The 21661-nt window shown below is 45.3% G+C and carries 18 protein-coding genes; 2 read left to right on the plus strand and 16 right to left on the minus strand.

Annotated features, from left to right (window positions below; all coding sequences use genetic code 11):
• Positions 1-91 precede the first annotated feature (91 nt).
• The 15 genes from DWZ47_RS03990 to DWZ47_RS04075 all read right to left on the minus strand — a co-directional run bounded on the left by DWZ47_RS03990 (position 92) and on the right by DWZ47_RS04075 (position 17840).
• Positions 92-727: an outer membrane beta-barrel protein gene (locus DWZ47_RS03990; RefSeq protein ID WP_004296878.1), complete on the minus strand. Its 636-nt coding sequence runs from the start codon at positions 725-727 to the stop codon at positions 92-94.
• A 20-nt stretch (positions 728-747) separates the two neighbouring features.
• Complete coding sequence (locus tag DWZ47_RS30595; RefSeq protein ID WP_004307812.1) at positions 748-1239, minus strand: hypothetical protein; 492 nt, start codon at positions 1237-1239, stop codon at positions 748-750.
• A gap of 99 nt (positions 1240-1338) precedes the next feature.
• The gene (locus tag DWZ47_RS04005; protein WP_004296881.1) at positions 1339-1569 is read right to left on the minus strand and encodes a hypothetical protein; all 231 of its coding nucleotides are present in this window, start codon (positions 1567-1569) and stop codon (positions 1339-1341) included.
• 695 nt (positions 1570-2264) lie between these two features.
• Positions 2265-2879, minus strand: coding sequence for a polysaccharide deacetylase family protein (locus DWZ47_RS04020; RefSeq protein ID WP_004296883.1), 615 nt, complete (start codon positions 2877-2879; stop codon positions 2265-2267).
• A gap of 108 nt (positions 2880-2987) precedes the next feature.
• Positions 2988-6401: a DUF2723 domain-containing protein gene (locus tag DWZ47_RS04025; RefSeq protein WP_117512361.1), complete on the minus strand. Its 3414-nt coding sequence runs from the start codon at positions 6399-6401 to the stop codon at positions 2988-2990.
• A 540-nt stretch (positions 6402-6941) separates the two neighbouring features.
• A complete protein-coding gene (locus DWZ47_RS04030; RefSeq protein WP_008770478.1) occupies positions 6942-7778 on the minus strand; it encodes a metal ABC transporter ATP-binding protein in 837 nt (278 codons plus the stop codon).
• Between the two features lie 36 nt (positions 7779-7814).
• Positions 7815-8744, minus strand: coding sequence for a metal ABC transporter solute-binding protein, Zn/Mn family (locus tag DWZ47_RS04035; RefSeq protein WP_009041165.1), 930 nt, complete (start codon positions 8742-8744; stop codon positions 7815-7817).
• Between the two features lie 38 nt (positions 8745-8782).
• The gene (mnmD, locus tag DWZ47_RS04040) at positions 8783-9583 is read right to left on the minus strand and encodes a tRNA (5-methylaminomethyl-2-thiouridine)(34)-methyltransferase MnmD (protein WP_117512362.1); all 801 of its coding nucleotides are present in this window, start codon (positions 9581-9583) and stop codon (positions 8783-8785) included.
• 44 nt (positions 9584-9627) lie between these two features.
• Complete coding sequence (locus DWZ47_RS04045) at positions 9628-10107, minus strand: YqaA family protein (RefSeq protein WP_117512363.1); 480 nt, start codon at positions 10105-10107, stop codon at positions 9628-9630.
• On the minus strand, positions 10092-11102 hold the full coding sequence (locus DWZ47_RS04050) for a hypothetical protein (protein WP_009041166.1): 1011 nt from the start codon (positions 11100-11102) through the stop codon (positions 10092-10094). The genes DWZ47_RS04045 and DWZ47_RS04050 overlap by 16 nt, the downstream gene beginning before the upstream one ends.
• Positions 11103-11216: 114 nt before the next feature.
• Entirely contained in the window at positions 11217-12491 is a 1275-nt protein-coding gene (purD, locus tag DWZ47_RS04055) for a phosphoribosylamine--glycine ligase (protein WP_117512364.1), read from the minus strand.
• Between the two features lie 68 nt (positions 12492-12559).
• On the minus strand, positions 12560-14758 hold the full coding sequence (locus tag DWZ47_RS04060; protein ID WP_117512365.1) for a S9 family peptidase: 2199 nt from the start codon (positions 14756-14758) through the stop codon (positions 12560-12562).
• Between the two features lie 14 nt (positions 14759-14772).
• Positions 14773-15333, minus strand: a complete 561-nt coding sequence (locus tag DWZ47_RS04065; RefSeq protein WP_004296702.1) for an ORF6N domain-containing protein — start codon at positions 15331-15333, stop codon at positions 14773-14775.
• A 145-nt stretch (positions 15334-15478) separates the two neighbouring features.
• The gene (locus DWZ47_RS04070) at positions 15479-16918 is read right to left on the minus strand and encodes a class I SAM-dependent RNA methyltransferase (protein WP_087321068.1); all 1440 of its coding nucleotides are present in this window, start codon (positions 16916-16918) and stop codon (positions 15479-15481) included.
• 16 nt (positions 16919-16934) lie between these two features.
• Entirely contained in the window at positions 16935-17840 is a 906-nt protein-coding gene (locus tag DWZ47_RS04075) for a serine O-acetyltransferase (RefSeq protein WP_004296704.1), read from the minus strand.
• Positions 17841-17963: 123 nt separating this feature from the next.
• Here DWZ47_RS04075 and DWZ47_RS04080 point away from each other — a divergent pair, with 123 nt between their 5' ends.
• Together DWZ47_RS04080 and DWZ47_RS04085 are read left to right on the plus strand one after the other, a co-directional pair.
• Positions 17964-20015, plus strand: a complete 2052-nt coding sequence (locus DWZ47_RS04080; protein ID WP_117512366.1) for a tetratricopeptide repeat protein — start codon at positions 17964-17966, stop codon at positions 20013-20015.
• On the plus strand, positions 20012-20791 hold the full coding sequence (locus DWZ47_RS04085) for a LytR/AlgR family response regulator transcription factor (RefSeq protein WP_004296706.1): 780 nt from the start codon (positions 20012-20014) through the stop codon (positions 20789-20791). The genes DWZ47_RS04080 and DWZ47_RS04085 overlap by 4 nt, the downstream gene beginning before the upstream one ends.
• Before the next feature lie 88 nt (positions 20792-20879).
• Here the strand turns inward: DWZ47_RS04085 and DWZ47_RS04090 are convergent, their stop codons facing one another.
• Entirely contained in the window at positions 20880-21275 is a 396-nt protein-coding gene (locus tag DWZ47_RS04090; protein WP_004296707.1) for a DUF3836 domain-containing protein, read from the minus strand.
• Positions 21276-21661 lie beyond the last annotated feature (386 nt).

Raw genomic sequence — 21661 nt, forward strand, 5'->3', positions numbered from 1 at the left:
TTTAAGAAAACAGCATCCACGGCCCTTTTTGCGAAGAGAAAAGATCGTGGACGCTGAATAAATAATATGGTTTATTGAGGTTTGGTTGTCCTTAGAAAGCAATACCTAGACGAATCATAAAGTTACTGGTCTTGAATCCGTCGGCATCGCTGAATGTATCTATGAATCCGCGCTGATAGGTGAGATCCAGGTTGAAACGGTCGTACCAGACTCCTACACCGATATTCATACCGGCATCGAAATGATTGTAGTCAACTTCCATGTAATCTGCGTAATCTCCCCAACTGATGCTCTCTCCGTCTGCTTTCATTTTGCTCGTGTAATCGTAGCTGGCAAAGACTCCTACATGCGGGTCGATATGAACATTGTCCGCCACTGCAAATTTCCATCCGAATGTGAACGGAGAGTATTGTATATTATGAGCCATGCACTTCGTGTCTTCCACTTTGAAACCACGGGAGCCGAGTCCAAATTCCATTCCCCAGTATCCTCCTGTGCTGCCTAAAGGCTTCTGGTAGCCAAATGTTGCGTTATATCCGATGTTTGAGTCAGCTCCTTCGGCTCCGTCACCGGAGAAGTTCATGATATTCAAACCTGCACGCAAGAACCATTGTGTGCTGCTGGCTTGCTTCTCTGTTTTGACGATTGCACTTCTGGATGATACGATTTGCGCTTGAGTTCCTACGCACAATAAGAGTGCGGCAATCATTGATAGTACTTTTTTCATTGTTATTTATGTTTTAGTGATTAATTCTTATTCTTAACGACAGGTGCTATCTGGCTTTTTCCATCCGTGGGTGATAACTTCTGCAGACGTATCCATTCATAATCGTCCTGGGTGGCAGGATGCCAGTTGACGAAGATGCCGGGATAACCTACTACTGTAACCGTGTATCCCCCTGTTTTTTCATTATCTTCCACTTTGAAAGTGGCTCCCATGATGACATCGCAGTTGTATTTGATGGTGGACAGATACGTCCCCCATGCACGGATGTTGTCAAGTTCTCCTTTCATGGCGATCTCCACTTCCTCTTTGCTTAGTGTCCATTCATCCTTGATTCGTCCCTTATCTTCCAGTATTTTCACCTCGACAACTGTGGGTTTGACACAAACTTCAGTAACTGCATCGCCTGCACGTGCCTGTGCATCACGAAACTTGAAGACCGTCTTTTGCGCATGGGCTCCGACGGCACAACCGACAACCAGAGCAATAATCAGAAATAGTTTTTTCGTTTTCATGTCCTTTTGTGATTATATGTTAATATGCCTGCAAAGGTATGCGAAAGGAGTATACTACCGGGTGAAAGCATAGTTCCAAGAACGATACGGAATTGTATCCTATTTGGATACACTGGGGAAGTTTCCGGTATTGATGCTGTCGGAAAGATCGCGGAAAAAATCATGGCCGAGGATGCAGGAGATGCGCCAGAGCAGGTGGATGTCGATATTCTCTTTTCGGAATATCTTGTAAACATTGGGGCGTGTGCAGCATAGTTGGGTAGCGAACCAGGTGACGGTGCGTCCCTGTTCGTGAAGCGTGCGTTCAATAAGTTGTCCCGCATGAATCATGTGCCTATTCTGCTTATGTGTGTCCCCCAGACTCCCGTTGGGCGGACAATTCAATCTATTGTTGACAGGAATATATAGAAAAGGCGTGGGAATCTCTCACCTTCGTCCGTTCCGTGTTCAAGGCCTTCGCAATGCCAACTATCGGGAACGAACAACGCAGAAAGCCCACGCCGATATGTACAACACCCGTAGCCTCCCTTTGTTTTCCAAAGTGAGGCACGGATGTATATAAATACACATCAGGAGGACGTCTTTGTTGCTGTTAGTCATTCCGATAGGTCAAAGTTTGCGAAGTTCTGAACACAAATGACAAACGCTTGTAAACGTCTTCTCAATATAAACGTCTCTCCCTCGCCACCCGGAGGCTTTCTGCGGAAGAGACCGTTGCAAATGTATAAAAAAATACGGTTGGAAATGGTAATGTGAATCAGAAACTTTTTGAATGCAGGTTGTTTTGCCCTCTTTTTGCCTTTTTTTGCCCTTTACCAGGCGAAATGCGGTTGCACTGGCATCTTGTAAGAAAGAGGAGGGATCTTTCAATTTTGGGCACGAAACGGGCTTTAAACTACAAAAGCCGGGGCATAATACCTCGGCTTATATTTTTTTTCTTATCAGGGAGCTTTTTTATTCATCAGAAACCTTTTCTTTCTTATCAGGAAGCTCTGCTCTTTTCGAAGTTTCTGTTTTTTCAAAGATTATAACACCTTGAATTCATAACCTTCCTCTTTCAGGAACTCGATGGCACGGGGAAGTGCGTATTGCAGGTTACCGTTGTTCCATGACTTCAGCGAATCGTGGAAAGTGATGATAGAACCGTTTCGCGCATAGCGTTTCACGTTGTTCAGCACTTGTTCCGGGCGCATCCGCTTACTGTAATCGCGGGTCACGAGATCCCACATAATGATGCGGTAATGATAGCGCAACGTATAATACTGCCTGAATCCCATGTGTCCGTGTGGTGGACGGAAGAGATCGGAATGAATAATATCATCTACCTTTCTGGCATTTGCCAGGTAATCCGGATTGGAATATTCAAATCCACGGATGTGGTTGAAAGTATGGTTACCGATGCGGTGTCCGTGCTCTACCACCATCCGGTATTCATCCGGGTGTTTGCGTATATTGTCGCCTACCATGAAAAAGGTAGCTTTAATATGATGCTTTTCCAGTATTTCCAGTACCCAGGGAGTTACTTCGGGGATGGGGCCGTCGTCGAAAGTCAGATAGACTGCCCGCTCATTCGGGTCCATCCGGAAGATAGCTTGTGGATACAACGCCCGGAAAAGCCAAGGTGGTTGTTCTATAAACATAAGAGTCTGTGTTTTGAAGTATTAGGAAATAAGTATTAAGTATTATACCTTACGGAAAACATGCCGGAAGCTACGTTAATACTTAATACTTATTACTTCATACCTAAATTATTTCCCTTTCATTCTCGTCACGTACTCGTTGTATAGCTGATCGAGTTGCGTAGAGTAATGTTTTGCGAGTTCTTCTGATTTGTATTTTTCCATTAGGCGGACTTCGGCGTCAAGCAAACTGGCGTTGTACACGAAGTTTTCGCTGGCAATGGCAAGCTGGTTATCGTTCAGGCTAAGATACCAGATCATGTATTCGAGCGACTTGTTGGCAAGCTCGTCGATAATCTTGTTGGCTTTCTCGTTCTGTCCCAGTTGATAATAAGACTCTGCCATTTGGAAGGCGCCATTTGCCCAGTCATACGGTACGTTGATTGCCGGAATCATCTTTTCGGCGTAATCGAGTGCAGCGAGTGCCTTGTCCTTCTTACCTTCTTTGATAAGCTGTCCTACGAGCTGCGTGAAGATACGGCGGTGCGTGTAGCACATACGCATCACGTTCTCGTCGATATAGATACCCGGTTTGTCGATACCGCCGAACTTGAACTTGTTCATCAGGTTGTCGTACATCTTTTCGCTGTCTATCTTGCTGTCCAGTTTGTCCGTATCGAATGGTGTGAAACGATAGGCAAGACCTTCCTGCATAAAGTGGTTGCCCATGCCCAGATGGTTTTCGCTTCCTACGGTGATTGCCATGTAGATAGGACGTTCCCAGTTGGCATTGGCAAGCATTTCGAGCATCATCAGTTCACTCTTGTAGAGGGCGCGTTTCGGGTTGCCGTTGGCGTCTCTAAGGGTGATTGTCATGTATTCGGGGATAGAGTCGCCCAGAGCTTCCGGTATCTTCATGCCGGAGCGGCGTACGGCTTCTTTGTCCACCTTCATTACGATGCTGTCCGTAGGGATAAGCGGCAGTTGGATATCTTTTCCAGTCTTTTTGAGAAGCTCTTTCAACTGGTCGTTCTTACCGAGCATCCAGCGGTTGATGATTTCCTTCAATTCGTATGGATTCTCACCGAAAATGGAGTGAACGAGTGATAATATGGTAGTGTCTCCCTGTGCAGCCAGTTCGTTTGCCTGTTTGAAATAGCTGTCGATGAAGGCCTTCATTTCCGTATGGATAGGGATATATTCATTTTGTCCTTCCACATATTCCACACGGTCCCAAGTGATAGGAAGCGACGGGGAATCGTAGGCCGGACGTTTCATTTGGTCGATATACCAGTCTGTTTGCAAGTAACTTAGGTTACAGGTGCGAGCATCTGTACGGAAGCCTTCTGTTTCTTGGTTGTACCACAATGGGAAAGTATCATTATCACCATTGGTATAGATAATCGGATTTCCTTTTTCCTGTAAGGTCATCAGGTAGTTCTGTCCGAAGTCGCGGGCAACGAAGCGTCCGCTACGGTCGTGGTCATCCCAAGTCTGTCCCGCCATTTGGATGGGGACGAACAAACAGAGCACTGAAGCCAATACGGCTGCCGGAAGTTCCTGCATCTTACAGTATTCTCGCAGCATACGGATGATACCTGCCACTCCCATACCTACCCAGATGGCAAAGGCGTAGAATGAACCGGCATACGCGTAATCTCGTTCACGGGGCTGTGCAGGGGTTTGGTTGAGGTAGAGCACGATAGCGATACCTGTCATGAAGAACAGGAAGAAGACCACCCAGAATTGCTGGATACCCCGCTGGCTATGATAAGCCTGCCAGAAGAGTCCGATTAAGCCGAGAATCAGCGGCAGACAGTAGAATACGTTGTGTCCTTTATTGTTTTTGAGATCCTGCGGAAGCAGTTCCTGATTACCTACCAGTAAGTTGTCGATAAACGGAATACCGGTGATCCAGTTGCCGTGTTCAATTTCTCCGCTACCCTGTATGTCGTTCTGCCGTCCGGCAAAGTTCCACATGAAATAACGCCAGTACATGAAGTTCAACTGGTAGGAGAAGAAGAACTTGATATTTTCCCATTGGTTAGGCATGTTCACCATTACCATTTCTCCGCATTGGTCGTAAGGAACGTCGTGTCCTTTGATGTCTACCCATTGCTTGTAGAGTGGTGCGTGTGACGAGCTGTACATACGCGGGAAAAACATATTCTGTGCATATTCGTATTCCACACGTCCGGGAAGTTCGATATAAGAGTCTTTTTCGTCGGGAGAAGTCTTTTCCTTGCGGACAAACTTGCTTCCTGCTTCCGACTGGCGCGGAATACAATAGCCGTCTTTTACGTCGAGTGCCACTTTCGAAGAGAAAGCAGGACCGTAGAAGAGCGGACGGGTTCCGTATTGTTCACGGCCGAGGTATTCGCCCAGGGTGAATATATCCTCCGGTGAGTTTTGGTCCATCGGAGTGTTGGCAGTAGAACGGATAACGATCAGTGCGTAAGAAGAATACCCGATTACGATCATCATGGTGCACAGCAAGGCTGTGTTCATGGTGCGGGCGGTGATATGCCATCTCTCTTTGATTTTAGCCTGTACACTCGGAGCAAGATAAAGTCCCAGTGCGGCAATAACCAAAATACCGATGATGATACTGCTGGCTCCGTGTCCGTAGAATGGGATACCCAGCAAAGCGATCGTCAGGATAAAGGAGATAGCCATGCGCGTTTTGTTCTTTTCGGTGTAACTTTCGTATACACCCCAAATCAGAGCGGCTGCAAGCAGAATGATATAAACCACTACGCCCGAATTGAATGACATTCCGAGTCCGTTGACGAACAACAGTTCAAACCAGCCACCTACTTTCACGATACCCGGTACGATGCCGTAAAGCACGGCTGCAACGAGCACCATTGAACCTAATAGCGCTATTAACGAACCTTTGGCGGTAGCATTCGGTGTTTTCTTGTAGTAGTATACCAATACGATGGCAGGCAGACAAAGCAAGTTCAATAAGTGCACACCGATACTCAATCCGGTCAGATAGGCGATGAGGATAATCCAACGGTCGCTGTGCGGCTGGTCGGCTACGTCTTCCCATTTCAGAATCAACCAGAAAACAACAGCGGTAAACAGGGAGGAGAAGGCATATACTTCACCTTCCACGGCCGAGAACCAGAATGTGTCACTGAATGTATAAACCAGTGCACCGATCAGTCCGCTACCCATCACTGTGATAAGCTGTCCTTTGGTGATATTGTTTTCGTCAGTGATAATCAGTTTGCGTACCAGGTGGGTGATGCTCCAGAAAAGGAACAGGATACAGGCGCCACTCATGAGGGCACTCATGTAATTCACCATTTTAGCAACAGTTGTTACGTCGGAAGCAAATTGAGAAAACAGATTCGCCACTAGCATGAAGAAAGGCGCGCCGGGCGGGTGTCCGACTTCCAGTTTATAGCCGGTGGTTATGAACTCCGGGCAATCCCAGAAACTTGCGGTCGGTTCTATTGTCAGGCAGTAGACGGTTGCCGCAATGATGAATGTAAGCCAACCCATAAGGTTGTTTACGGTTCTGTACTGTTTCATTAGCACTATCGTAGTTTATTCGTTAAAAACAAATTATGAGGTCGCAAAGATAGTGATTTGTAAGGATAATGAGGAAGAAAGTAAGAAATATTAAGTAACGGAGGGGTGATTTACTATCTCTTTCACTCTTCCGGAAGGCGGGAACTTGTGTGTTGGCAAGTAAGGAATTTGTTTTTAGCCCTTTAATAAATAAGCTCTGGTGTATTAGAGATAAACTTCCTTTATCCTGTTAGTGAACTTCTTTTGCCTTAATAACAAACTTCCTTTTCATTAATCATAAACTATAATTGCAAGTTTTGTTTTTATAAATGAAACTTGCAATTATAAAAACAAAGCTTTCAATTTTATAAACGTAACTTGCGTTTATAGATTATCCTTAGTCAAGCATAACTTTCCTGTTAGAGAAGAGCAAGTTTACTATTAATAGCTTGGACGTTAGGTGTTAACACTTGTAATATCAGCTGTTAATGGTTGAGATTTCAGGTATTAATACTTGGGTTGCTGTATATATATGTTTGGGATATTGAATATGTGTATCCTTTAATGATGGTGATGATGTTCCCCTAAAACCCGATGAGGCAGTGTGCCGTGTCCCAATAGCTCGATGGGGCAGTTGAAGTTTCTTTCCAGCCATTCGGTAGTGACGCCCGTGTCCGGATGGTAATCCAGTGTTTCATTGACACAGGCGATGGATTTTACCTGTTGCAATACAGTGCCAATGTCGTGACTGACAAGGATAATGGCACATTCTTTATTGATTTCAGCCAATAACTCATAAAGGCGTGCTTCGAAACGTTTGTCGATATACGTGCTGGGTTCATCGAGAATCAACACTGCAGGGTCCGAGATGATGGCACGTCCTAACAAGGCACGTTGCAGTTGTCCACCGCTTAATTGTCCGATAGAACGGCTTTCGAGCCCTTCTAATCCCATGCGGGCGATAATCTGTTTGCCTTTCTCTCTCTGTTCGGGAGTGAACCGGGAGGTGAGCGACTTCTGTATGCTCAATCCGGACAGGATCACTTCTTCCACGGAAATAGGGAACTTCCGGTCTATGGTGCTATATTGCGGCAGGTAACCGAGGAAAAGCTGGGATTTCGCGGAAGAACTTTGGTGGGAGTTTTTGGCAGATGTTTCTGTCGAAGTCCCTTCCGTAGATGTTCTTATGGGAGCCTTCTCGGGAGTATGGAATATAATTTCCCCTCCGGTTGGTTTTAACAAACCGAGGATGCACTTTATAAGCGTTGTTTTGCCGCCTCCGTTCGGACCTATAATACCTAGAAAATCCCGTTCGTAGATGCTTAGATTAACATCGTGGAGAACAGTGCGACCGTCATATCCGGCGGAAAGATTCTTTATTTCGATTATCGGTTTCATCATTGGAAAGGGCTTGATTGGTCTTTCTTTATACGTTTATTTGGTGGCAGCTTGCGGCGCAAGGGCTTTGGCTACATTCAGCATCTCTTCCTCCCAGTCATAACTTAACGGGTTGATAGGGACCACTTTCGTTCCGGTTTGCTGTGCGATGGTTTCCGCATTGCGTTTGTCAAACTCCGGTTGAACGAAGATAACGCCTACATTTTCCGCCTGACAGACGTCTATCAGGTCTTTCAGATGGGCGGGAGAGGGTTCTTTGCCTCCTTCTTCGATCGAAATCTGATGCAATCCGTAGTCGCGGGCGAAGTAGGAGAGGGCCGGATGATAAATCATGAAGGCTTTGGCTGCTTCGGGGGTGGAGAGTTGCCGGCGAATCAGGCTGTCGGTGTGCTGGATGCGCTGACAGAGAGAATCGTAACGGTTTCTATAATATGGTTCGTTTGCTTTATCCAGTTGACTAAGGGCCTTGTAGGTGTTTCCGGCGATGATTAAAGCATTACCGGTAGAATTCCATACGTGTGGCTCTACGGCGTGGATATGGCCGTCGTGACTGTTGTGGCCGTGGGCATGGCCATGGTCATCATTATTGAGTATGAGGTCGATTCCTTTCGAGGTGTCGAACACTTGGATATGGGGAGTATTGTTCATTAGGCGGTCCATCCAGGTTTGTTCGAAACCGATGTACCCGATGCGGAAATAGGCTTTGCTGTCTCCTAAAGAAACAAGTTGCTGGGGGATAGGATCGTATGTCTCCGGACTGGAACCTTTGGGCACCATGCTGACTACTTTGAATTTATCTCCGGCAATAGCCTCGGTGAAATAACGTTGCGGTTCCAGTGTGACGGTTATCACCGGCTTTGTCTCGTCATCGTTACTTGCCTGGGAGGAACGTCCTGTGCAGGCTGCTATCAGGAGGCAGGTACCAAGAAGGAAAAGTGTTCTCATATCTTTTAGTTGTTGTTTCATGATTTTTTCTGTTTCGGGGTTTCAATCTTATCTTGTTTCTACTCTTGTTTCCGGGCCCGTAATATTTCCCGTTTACCACCCGGAGGTCCGGGGAGGCGTTCTACTGTGAATCCGGCTGTCTGCAACATTCGGCGTACTACACCTTTGGCACAGTAGGTAGTCAGAATTCCGTCTCTATCTAATAAAACATAGAGGCGGTTGAATAGTTCTTGCGACCACATTTCCGGTTGCTTTTCCGGGGCGAAGGCGTCGAAATAGATGGTATTAAACGGAGTATTGGAAGTTGAGTATTGAGAAATGACTGCATTGTTGTTGGTGCTGTTCATTTTTGACTCTTCCTTCTTTCCCGTTATCCATTGATTGACGTCCGTTTCTATTTTTCGTAAGGTGAAGTGTGGCGTAAGCTGCACGTCTTTCTCCCAGGGCGATGTATGAAGCTGCTTAAACAATTCGATAGCCGGTTGTTGTTCTTCATCATTCGGGGTAAATTGCTCATCGGTTGCTGTCTGCTTCCGATGTATGGTAAGCTGCTCATCGCTGGAGATATACCCTAGCTGTTCTACTGTCTGCCAGTCTAGTGGATAGAGTTCCAGTCCTGTATAGTGTATATTTCGTCTGCTTCTTTCCGCTTCTTCAAGGGTGAGCCAAGCGTTTAATCCTGTCCCGAAGCCGATTTCAAGAACACGTGGAGTAGCGGCAGGAGAGGCTTTCAGCCCCATATCGATGAAAATATGTTGAGACTCCGTGCGTGCCCCTTTCGTCGAATGATAATGTTCATTCAATTCCGGAACAAACAGAGTAGCGCTCCCGTCATCGGTTCTCTCAATTATTCTTTCCATCACTCAATCTTTAATACCTAATACTTAATACTTAAAAAAGACCTCTACCCCGCCATAGCATCCCAGGCACTTTCGAGCACATACAGGAGAAGGATATAACGTATCAGTTTGCCGACAAACATGGAAACAATAGTAAGCCATGTGTTACTTCGCATAAATCCTAGTGCAATGGCGATCACTTCGCCAATGGCAGGAAGAAAGGTGAAGAATGCCATCAATGCCCCTTTCCCTTGCAGGAATTTCACCATTTTGTCTACCTTTTCTTTCTTTACCTTGAAGTATTTCTCAATCCAGCTAATTTTGCCCAGGCGCCCCATGTAGTAACAGGTCATTCCGCCCACTGTATTGCCCAGAGTGGCGGATATCAGACAGGCTATCGGGGGCAAGCCGAGTTTCACCAATGCCACCAGTACCAGTTCGGAACTGAAAGGCACGATGCTCCCAGCCAATAAAGCCGAGATGAATAATCCCGGAAGTCCCCGTTCTATGAGGAGTTGTATCATTGAATCTACAAAAGCGTCCATATATTAAAAGCAAATAAGAGGATGAGGCCGACCAATGAAATGATAAAGAACACATTCGAACTTTTACTATTGGTCAGTACAAAGAAATGCCCGATCAGGATGCTGTTGCTTATGATAAGCAAAGGCAGCAGGGCACTGCAATATATCGGTTGCAAGGCAATCAGCAGGAACAGGAAGAGCGTCAGGTCTATCAAGAACTGGAGATAGGCACGTGTGCGTATCTTATCCTCAAATCCGGCAGCGATGCAATGAACGGCACTGACGATAAACATCACGAGCAGATAGCCCAGTATAGCCAATTCCCAGGGTTGAAGGATTTGTAAGTTAAAGACTTCTCCGAAAGCTAATAGCTGGTTGAAAGGGCGGTAGAACAACTCCATCTCGTTATAGAAGAAGGCGTGTCCGAACAGCATCCAGTAGGGCAGCATCCATCCGAGCAGCGCGCCGCAGAAACTACGCGGAGTGAGCGACTGGAAACGGTAGGCTTCGAGCAACCAAAGCACCGAGAGGATGGTGAGCTGTGGGAAAAGAATACTTCCCGCTCCGATAAAGAAGAAGGAATAGAATAGATAGCCCGCAGCTTGAGCTTGCTGATAGCTTTTAAACAGAAAATAAATGGAAATAAGAGAACCGAGGGCGACAATGTCTCCTATGTATAGTAAATGCATTCCCGGACAAACGGTGACTAGCAGGAAATAAATAGCTGTCTGCATGGAAGCCCTCATGCGGATAATGCTGAACTGGTTGTTCAGCTCTATCAGAAAATAGCCGATGATTGCGTAAACCAGAAAGCTGACAATTCGTTCTGCCCATCCCGGAAGCAGTAGATCGCGGGTGGATTGCAAGAAAGAAGAGCTGTCCTTGGGTGTTGTTGAGGCTATGGAGTCGGGAAATAAAAAGTAAGTCAACACCCAGCATAGGGCGCAGATAAAGATAACGGCAGGCAGGGTCCACCGTCCTGCCGTCACTTGACTTTGTAGTCTTTTATTTCTCATTTGTCTGTCAGTTCTTTTGCCGCCCGGCGGGCATATATCATCGCTTTGTAGGATCTATATGCTGTGCAAATAAGGGATTTATGCCTGCCGTGGCGTATCATTACAGGTTGTTTCTTACAAATCGAATCCGATGTCGCGGCGGAAATACTTCTTGTTGAAGTCGATCATGTCTGCCACTTTGTAGCTCTGTGCCAGTGCTTCTTCTTTCGTTGCACCGTAAGAGCAAACGGCAATCACACGTCCTCCGTTCGTCACCACTTGTCCGTCTTTTATGGCTGTTCCGGCATGGAAGATGATGCTGTCGGTGGCGGCAGCCTGTTCCAGCCCGCTGATAGGGAATCCTTTTTCGTAGGCTTCGGGGTAACCGCCGCTGACAAGAATAACGCAGCCGGCCGAACGTGGGTCCATCACCAGTGTTTTCTCGTTCAGATTGCCTGCCGCTGTGCCTTCAAGCAACTCTACGAAGTCGCTTTGGATGCGCAACATCACGCTTTCTGTTTCCGGGTCGCCCATGCGGACGTTGTATTCGATAACCATCGGTTCACCTTTCACCTTGATAAGACCGAGGAAGATGAAACCTTTGTAGGTGATCTTTTCTTTTTTCAGACCATTGATGGTCGGTTCGATGATGCGTGTGCGTACTTTCTCCATATATACTTCATCAGCAAACGGAACCGGAGTAACGCTACCCATACCGCCTGTATTCAATCCTTTGTCGCCTTCACCGATACGTTTGTAGTCTTTCGCCACAGGGAGGACTTTGTAGTTGTCTCCGTCTGTCAGTACGAATACAGAGCACTCGATACCGCTCAAGAACTCTTCAATCACAACGGTTGCCGATGCGGAACCGAACATGCCGCCGAGCATTTCTTTCAGTTCTTTCTTCGCTTCATCCAGCGTAGGAAGGATGAGAACTCCTTTCCCGGCACAAAGGCCATCAGCCTTCAATACATAGGGAGCTTCCAACGTTTCGAGGAAAGCGAGACCTTCTTCGAGATTTTCGGAAGTGATGCTTTTGTAGCGGGCTGTCGGGATGTTGTGGCGCATCATGAAGCCTTTGGCAAATTCCTTGCTGCCTTCCAGTTGCGCTCCTTGAGCCGAAGGACCGATCACGGCAATATGCTTTAGCTCCGGACGGTTTTGGAAGTAATCGTAGATTCCTTTTACCAACGGATCTTCGGGACCTACTACTATCATTTGGATGTTCTCTTTTAGAGCAAAAGCACTGATTGCTTCAAAATCGGTTGCTTTGATGTTGACATTCTCGCCTACGGCAGTTGTTCCGGCATTTCCCGGAGCAATGTATAGTTTTTCAACTTTCGGACTTTGGGCAATTTTCCATGCCAGTGCATGTTCGCGGCCGCCCGAGCCTAGTAATAATATCTTCATCTTTGTATTGTTATGGATTTATACTGTTATCTATGATTCGTATGGATACGGTGGTGTCTTTGTCAGTTTTATAAGTTCTGCTCAAAGTACCGGGTGATTTTCTCATGCAGATGTACACGGTCGCGTCCTGCTACGTTGTGCTTGTGGCACGGGTAGATAAACAGGTCGGGATAAGTGCGGGCATCTACACAGGCTTTCATGAACGACAGGGTGTGTTGTGGCACGCAGGTGTCGTCGTGGTCGTCGTGAATAATCAATAGGTGACCTTTCAGTTGGCCGGCAAGATTTTTCAGATTACATTCTTTGTAGCCTTCCGGGTTGCTTTCCGGTGTATCCATATAGCGTTCGCCGTACATCACTTCATAATACCCCCAGTCGATTACCGGGCCTCCGGCAACGCCTACTTTGAATATTTCCGGGTAACGGAGCATCAGGGCGGTAGTCATGTGTCCTCCGAAGCTCCATCCGTGTACGCCGATGCGTTCGCTGTCTACGTAGGGGAGGGATTTCAGGAATTCAACGCCTTTTACCTGGTCTTTACCTTCTTCGATGCCAAGACGGCGGAAGGTAGCATTTTCAAATGCCAGTCCACGGTTGCTGCTGCCACGGTTATCGATGGTGAACATGATATAGCCTTTACCTGCCATGTATGTGTCCCATCCGCGTGCGCCGTTTTGCCATCCTCCGGTGACGCATTGCGCGTGAGGACCTCCGTAGACGTATACGATGACAGGATATTTTTTGGCCGGGTCAAAGTTGGCCGGTTTCATCAGGCGATAATGCAGGTCGGTGGTGCCGTCTGCCGCTTTGATTGTTCCGGTTTCGATGCTTGGCATTTGGTAGCCTTCGTAAGGGCTTTCAGCAGCCAGCAGATTGGCTGTTTCTTTGAAGTTTTTGGTGTCTACCAGGTTGATGATGCGAGGCTGGTCTTTTGTTGAATAACGGTCGATAAGATAAGTGCCGGAAGCGCTAAGCATGCCGCTATGTTCGCTTTCTTTGCAGTTCTCGAACGGTTGGCTTATCTTTCCATTGCTCACGTTTACAGCGAAATGTCCGCTTCTCAAGCCTTCTACGGCTGTGAATATGACTTCTTTACGCTTTGTGTTGAATCCTAGGACGTCGCTGACCAGCCAGTTGCCTTTGGTCAGTTGTTTGACTTTGCCGGCCTGGAAATAAGTACCACCGTTGGCACTGTTATAAGTTTCACCTTTCATGTTGGCTGCATCGGCATCAAAGAGATAAAGATGGTTGTAGCCGTCACGCTGACTTTGATAGATGAATTTGGTAGGGTCCCACGGCAAAAATATGATTGCGTTTTGTGGCTCCACGTATTTAGGATGCATTTCTTCGTAGAGAACGCCCATCGGCTCTCCTGTTTCTGCGTTGTACCGGCAAAGTTTGGCGTGGTTCTGGTCACGGTTTACTTCAATCAGGTAGAGGCTTTTTTCATCCGGTGACCAGCTGATATTGGTGAAATAACGGTCTGTGGGATCACCTGCGTTCAGATAAATGCTTTTGCCTGTGGCAGGATTGTAAATACCCACTTTTACCTGATGGCTCGTCATGCCTGCCATCGGATAACGTACATTATTCACTTCACCTACACGTGCTGTGATGTCTACAAGCGGGTATTGTGTCACCATGCTCTCGTCCATACGGTAGAAAGCGAGTAGGTTGCCTTTCGGGCTCCAGAAAGTGCCTTTGTTGATACCGAATTCATTCCGGTGTACAGTCTGTCCGCAAACGATGCCTTCGGGTTCATTAGTTACCGCTTTTTCGTTTACATACAGATTGTTACCTATCGTGTATGCCACGTTTCCACTGGCTGCACAATAGTCTTCATTATCTGCTCCGTCTTTGGGTTTGAGAGTGCTGACAACTTGATTGCTCTTGAAATCATATACAATGAACTTTCCTGCTATCTTGAATAGCATTTGTGGCTTATCGGCCCATGGGAAACTGACGGAATACAGGTGTGATAACTTTCCTGCCTTGTTCTCTTCAAGCACTTTGTTGATCTGTTCACGAGTGATAACCATTGTTTCTTTCCCCGTTTTGGGTTGGATAGAATAAAGGGTATCTACGCCCGGCTTGATACATTCGTCACCCCACCATTGCAGTCCGTACAGGTTGTCTGCATAGCGGTAACTCTCGCCACCCGGAATCAATTCTTCCAGTGTCGGCTTTTTGGTTTCTTGTGCCATAACATTGAATCCGATTGGTAGTGCCAACAATAAAAGCATGGCTCTTTTTCCAATTTTACTCATTGCTCTTTTCTTTATTATTTGTTTTTAAATCCTTCTATTTTTACTCTGTCCAAGGGAGTCTGTCTTGATTGGATAATTGCACTTATTTTAGCAAAGGCATTAAATAGGTCGTCAAATTGTTTTTCGTAACTTTCCCTATCAGAGGTAATATCTTCTTCGAGATATTCGATGCGTTGTTTTAATTCTTCCAACTCCTTTTTAGGTATATTGGATAGAAGATATTGGCGCATACGTACAAAAGCACGGATAATATTGATATTTACTTCCACAGCGGTCTTGGATTTGAGGACGCTAGATAACATAACTATACCATATTCAGTAAATGCAAACGGAAGATATTTGATGTTATATCCTTGTCCTGTTTTCAAGGTCGCAATTTGCGACCTTGAAATTGCAACTTCTTCCTTTGTTAGCTCGAACATGAATTCTGCAGGAAAGCGTTCAATATTACGACGTACTTGTTCTTTGAGGCGTTTAGTCTCAACTCCATACATTTCTGCCAAATCAAAGTCAAGCATAACTTTTTGCCCTCTGATTTCGTATATTTTGTTTTCTATAATGGCTATATCATCCATCTTTTTTTCTTTAGACAGGTTCCAATTTGTGACTGAACATTAGAACTATGATGTAAACTTGAAGTTCCAATTTGGAACTTCAAGTTTTTAATTAATTATTAACTAGTGAATTACAGGGTGAATAAGTTGTTGGAATTAGAATGGTTTATTCCTCTTCCTTCTTCGGAATCCTCGGCTCCCGATTTCCTTTAAACTCTCTCGGGCCTCTCGAATCTCTTCCTCCGCGGAATTCTCCCCGTGGCTTTCTATCTCTGTCACCACCTTTGAACTCACCACCTTCTCTGCGTGGCTTGTATTCTCCCTCTCTGCGAGGTCTGGATTCACCATCCCGACGCGGTTTGAACTCACCTTCGCGGCGTGGCTTAAATTCTTTTCTTTCTCTAAATCTTGGAGCCTGTTCTCCTTCAGCCTCTTTCTTTTCTTCTCCCTCTTCCTGGCTCTTGAACTCTTTGTATTTTCCGTCAAAAATCTCATATTTGCGGAACTCACACTCCAACGGTCCATTGAACAAAGGAACTTTCTGACTTGCTTTCAGACCAATCTGGTCGAAACACTCTTCCCGATAAGAAAGCACCCATGCCTCGTTTCCTACAAACGCATGTTTCAGACGTTCACCGATCATCTGATAAAGTCCAAGCAAATCATTAGTGGAAATACGTTCACCGTATGGCGGGTTAGTGATGATAATCGACTTCTCCTGCGGCTGTTCAAACTGCTGGAACGGTTGCAGCTTCAACACGATGTCTTTCGATACGCCGGCAGCTTTTATATTGTGAGTCGCAATCTCATTAGCTTTCGGATTGTTATCATATCCGTAAATCTTATGAGCAAATTCGCGCTCCTGACTGTCATCATTGTAAATCTCATCGAACATATCCGCATCGAAATCTACCCATTTCTCAAAAGCAAATCCTTTACGGAACACTCCCGGAGCGATATTCTTAGCAATCAGTGCCGCTTCAACAGGGATAGTACCCGAACCACACATCGGGTCGATCAAATCACATTCTCCGCGCCATCCGGTCATTAGAATCATGCCGGCAGCCAATACCTCATTTAACGGGGCTTCTACTGCTTCCTGGCGATAACCGCGACGGTGAAGTGATTCTCCGGACGAGTCCAAAGACAACGTACAGGTAGTCTGTGCAATATGAATATTCAGAAGTACATCCGGATTGTTGATACGTACCGACGGACGTTTCCCTGTTTTATCACGGAAATAATCCACAATCGCATCTTTCACCTTATACGAAACGAATTTCGAATGGCGGAACTCATCGCTGAATACTACTGCATCGATAGCGAACGTCTTGTTCACATCGAGATATTCTTCCCATGGAATAGCCTGTATCTGATTATAAACCTCATCGGCATCTTTGGCTGTAAAGTTTTTAATTGGTTTCAGGATACGGATGGCGGTGCGAAGGCAAAAATTCGCCTTATACATCATACGTTTATCTCCTGTGAATGAAACCATGCGGCGTCCTATTTGAATGTCGTTGGCTCCTAATGCTGTCAGTTCTTCTGCAAGTATCTCTTCCAGTCCCTGGAAAGTCTTGGCTATCATCTCGAATTGTTCGCTCATATAGATTCTTTTGATTTTATTTTTTTGCTTTAGTTTGTACGATTCTTGCTCCTGCAGGAACATTCTCCGTTACCCAGATATTACCGCCTACGGTTGCGTCACGTCCGATGGTGATTCTTCCCAAAATAGTGGCGTTGGAATAAACAATCACATTGTCTTCCAAGATCGGATGGCGGGGGATTCCCTTGATTGGTTTTCCGTCGGCATCCAGCGGGAAACTCTTGGCTCCTAGGGTGACGCCCTGATATAGCTTGACGTTATTTCCGATAATACTCGTGGCACCGATAACGACACCCGTACCATGGTCGATAGTGAAGTGAGTGCCAATCTTTGCGGCCGGATGGATATCAATTCCCGTTTCGCTATGCGCCATCTCCGTGATGATGCGGGGAATCAAAGGAACACCCAGTTCCAGCAGTTCATGTGCGATACGGTAATTGCTGATCGCTTTAATGGCCGGATAGCAGAAAATCACCTCCCCATAACTTTCGGCAGCCGGGTCACCGTTATAGGCGGCTTCCACATCGGTTGCCAGTATTCTTCTCATGGCAGGTAGCTTACTGATGAATTTAGCAGCAAGACGTGCAGCCTCTTCCCGTTTCGAGTCGGAGCAGACGTTGCATTTTCCCTCTATGGAAGTGCTAAAACACAATCCGGCCAAGATTTGCTCACAAAGTAAGTCAAACAATTTTTCAATGTTGACGCCGATGTGATAATTAATTGTCCGGCTGTTAATAGTAGAATTTCCGTAGTATCCGGGGAAGAGAATGGAGCGTGAAAGCTCAATAATTTCATACAATACTTTAGCAGAGGGCAGTGGTTCGCCATCTTTGTGCTGATGAAACAGTCCTTTATAAGATTCGCTTTCCGATAGCTCATCGACTGCCTGTGTCAAAATGTGGGTGAAGTTCAGTGGACTCATTAGGTCAGTTACTCATATTTATATGGGCACAAAGGTATTAAAAAAAATAATAAAATTCGCTGGGATTCAGGATAAATAATGTATTTTTGTCACATTCAAAACATGACATGAATAAGGGGACTGATGAATCAGAAGACTGCTATGAAACTATTTGGACTGTTGGGGTTGTTGATGTTGTTGAGTTGCGGATATGCTGATAGACACCGCAATAACTCTTCGTGCGAACAGGTGTTGGTTGATTCTCTGGAGGTTCGTGTACAGGATTCTTTGTTTTCCAATGTGCATTATTCCCGCTCACAGGTGCTTGACGCACTGACACAGACGCAAGATTCCCAGGTCTATTATCGTCTGCTTGCCCTTTATGGGAAAACATTCTTTGTCTCTTCCGATTATGATTCTATACTCTATTACAACCGCCGGGTAAAAGAATTTTCCCGCAATGCTTCCCAATCTTCTGAATCTCTCCAATCTCCACAATGGAATGATGTATTATCCGATGTTTATAATATCGAAGGCAACGTGTGGATGCAACTGAACCGCCCTGATTCTGCAATTACCGACTATAAGAAAGCCTACGAATATCGCCTGAAAGGAAAGAAACTGCACCTGCTCCCGGATATTTGTATCAATATTGCTGATGCCTATCTGCATCGCAGTGACTTGGCGCACACTGCTTCGTATTACCGGCGCGCCCTGTTTCTCTGTGATTCTTTGAACTTGTCCGAGCACACGAAATTTCCTGTCTACTACGGATTGGGGCAGACTTACATGGAACTGCGCGATTTCGATTTATCCAATCATTACTATGAATTGGCCGGGCAGTTCTTCGATGAAATGAACGTGAGCGAGCAATGGACCTATCTCAACAATCGCGGCAACCATTATTATTACCGGAAAAACTATCAGGAGGCTTTGAAATATATGCGCAGGGCCAATGCACTCGTATCTTCTTATCCGCAGATGGTGTTTGAACAGAACTTTATCAAAGTAAACCTGGGAGAATTGTACTTGCTGACTGACAAACTGGACTCCGCACAGATCTGCCTGGACGAAAGTTATCGTTTCTTCTCCGATATACAGCATAACTCGGCTGTTCATTACATTGAAACCCAGATGATTGAACTGGCATTGAAGAAAGGTAATATAGCCCAAGCGAAGACTATGATCGCCCGGACTGCTCCTGTGGGGCATCTTGACGCCAATATGTTGACTATACGCAATCAGTATCTGCAACATTATTTTGAGCATACCGGTGATTACCGCCGTGCCTATGAATACCTGAAACGTGATTGCCATCTGGACGATTCCATCCGGAGCGAACGGATACAGATGCGTGTTGCCGAATTGGATATGCGTTACCGGCAGGATACGATAGTGCTTCGTAAGGAAATGAAGATTCAGCGACAGGCGGCAGAGATGAGAGTGCTCAAGTTGAGCGTATCTATCTGGGTACTTGTCTGCGTGTTGCTTGTGGCAGGGGTAGTGGTAGTTGTCTGGTATATGCGTAAAAAGAGGGAGTTTCTTCGCCAGCGTTTCTTCCAGCAAATCAACCGTGTCCGCATGGAGAATTTGAGAAGCCGGATTTCTCCTCATTTTACTTTTAATGTACTGGGACGTGAGATCAATCAGTTTAACGGCTCGGAAGAGGTGAAACATAATCTGATGGAACTGGTGAAATATCTCCGTCGTAGCCTCGAACTTACCGAGAAATTGAGCGTATCTTTGCAAGACGAACTGGATTTCGTCCGTACATACATCGAACTGGAACGTGGACGTGTCGGAGAAGATTTTGTCGCAACAATCACGGTGGAGGACGGTTTAGATGCAACCCGCATCATGATTCCATCTATGATTGTGCAAATTCCGGTGGAGAATGCTATTAAACATGGACTGGCGGGAAAGGACGGAAAAAAGGAGCTAATGGTATATGTTTCCCGTGAAACAAATGGGATTCGCATAACGGTTACCGACAACGGACGCGGGTATCTCCCGCAGGTAGTTTCCGCCACACGGGGTACTGGTACAGGATTGAAAGTGTTGTATCAGACCATTCAATTACTGAATACAAAGAACAAGAGTGATAAAATACGTTTTAATATAACCAACAGAAGCGATGGACAAACCGGTACGGAAGTGTCGGTATATATCCCGTTTCGTTTTTCTTATGATTTATGATGGAGACAGAAGAAAAGTATAAGGTAGTCATCGTTGACGATGAACGTACAGCGATTGATGCTTTGCGCCGAGAGTTGGAGCCCTATCGTGAATTTGAAGTAAAAGGAATCGCAGGGAATGGTGCAAAAGGTAAAAAGATGATTATGGAGTTGCATCCGGACTTATTGTTTCTTGATGTGGAACTTCCGGATACGTTGGGACTCAATCTATTAAGTGAAATCAGGGAGGATATTTTGTGGGATATGAAGGTTGTGTTTTACACCTCTTATGACAAATACTTGCTTCAGGCGTTGCGTGAGTCGGCTTTCGACTTCCTGCTGAAGCCTTTTGAAGCAGAAGACCTGAAAGTAATTATGGACCGTTACCGGAAGGCTATGACCTCTACTTCGCTTCCTCTTTTGCCTTCTTTTGCTTCTTCTATTAGTGCATTGATGCCCCAGCAAGGCATGTTTATGATTAGTACAGTGACAGGCTTCAAACTCTTGCGACTGGAAGAAATCGGCTTTTTTGAATATCTGAAAGATAAACGTCAATGGCAGGTGGTCTTGTTTAATCAAACTTGTCTGAATTTGAAGCGAAATACAAAAGCAGAAGATATTATCAGTTATTCACAAGCTTTTGTACAGATTAGCCAATCTGCTATTGTAAATGTTAATTATCTGGCAATGATTGATGGTAAATGCTGTCAACTTTATCCGCCTTTTCACGATAAGAACGATTTGATTATTTCCCGAAGTTATCTAAAAGAACTGCAAGAGCGTTTCTTTGTTTTGTAATGTAGACCTCATATTATGAAATACGCCACTTCTTCAGCAGAAGCGGCGTATCCTTTTGTTAGAATATTAGAATGAGAGAGAGTTTATGTTACATGTTTGTATTATCCATCGTAACGGTCATTTCGGGTACCAGTACGTAGGCTTGTTTTTTAGCGTTCCATTTATAATAATTCGTAGTAACGGTCTTGCCTTCATAAGTGTAATTGATACGTAGGTCTTTTTCCCATGCGTCTTTGCTATTGTTCCATTTCAAGGCCTCGCTTTCAATCATACGTTTGTTGTCATCGTACTTGTAGTTGTACTTCATGTAGTTGGCAAGTGTATTTCCGTCCATTTTGTAAACGGTTTGTCCCACTGTCATGCCATTCTCTTCGATTGGATTATAAATCAATTGATTATCGTAGCTACGTGCAGAAGTAGCAAGCGATACAACAAGAAGAGCTGCAGATAAAACGAACATTTTTAAAGATACTTTTGCTTTCATGGCTATTTAAGTTTTTGGGTTATACTTTCATTTGTCTACCAAATGCATTGATTTTACGCTGCAAATCTACATATTAATTTGGTATTTATGCATTTTTGAAGATAAAAGATTGTCAAAATGTCAAGAGTGAAGGTGGGTGATAACTAGCTTTTTGCCAATATTGGTGACAAAAAAATATCCGGCAGTCAATCTGCCGGATATAGAATGAATCACTTCGTCGAAAAAGGAATCTTTTTTCTAGCTTTCTGGATACAGAGTTAAATAATGTTATTACCCAGACTTGCCTCCATTTTGTAAGCGGAGGTCCCTGATAAGGTGGAGTCTCCTTGTGTAATTAGTGTCTAAAAGATAGCAATTCCTTATTGAGGTAGTCTTTATTCACTTGA

Source organism: Bacteroides sp. AF32-8BH, assembly GCF_003435205.1.
Classification (GTDB): domain Bacteria; phylum Bacteroidota; class Bacteroidia; order Bacteroidales; family Bacteroidaceae; genus Bacteroides; species Bacteroides ovatus.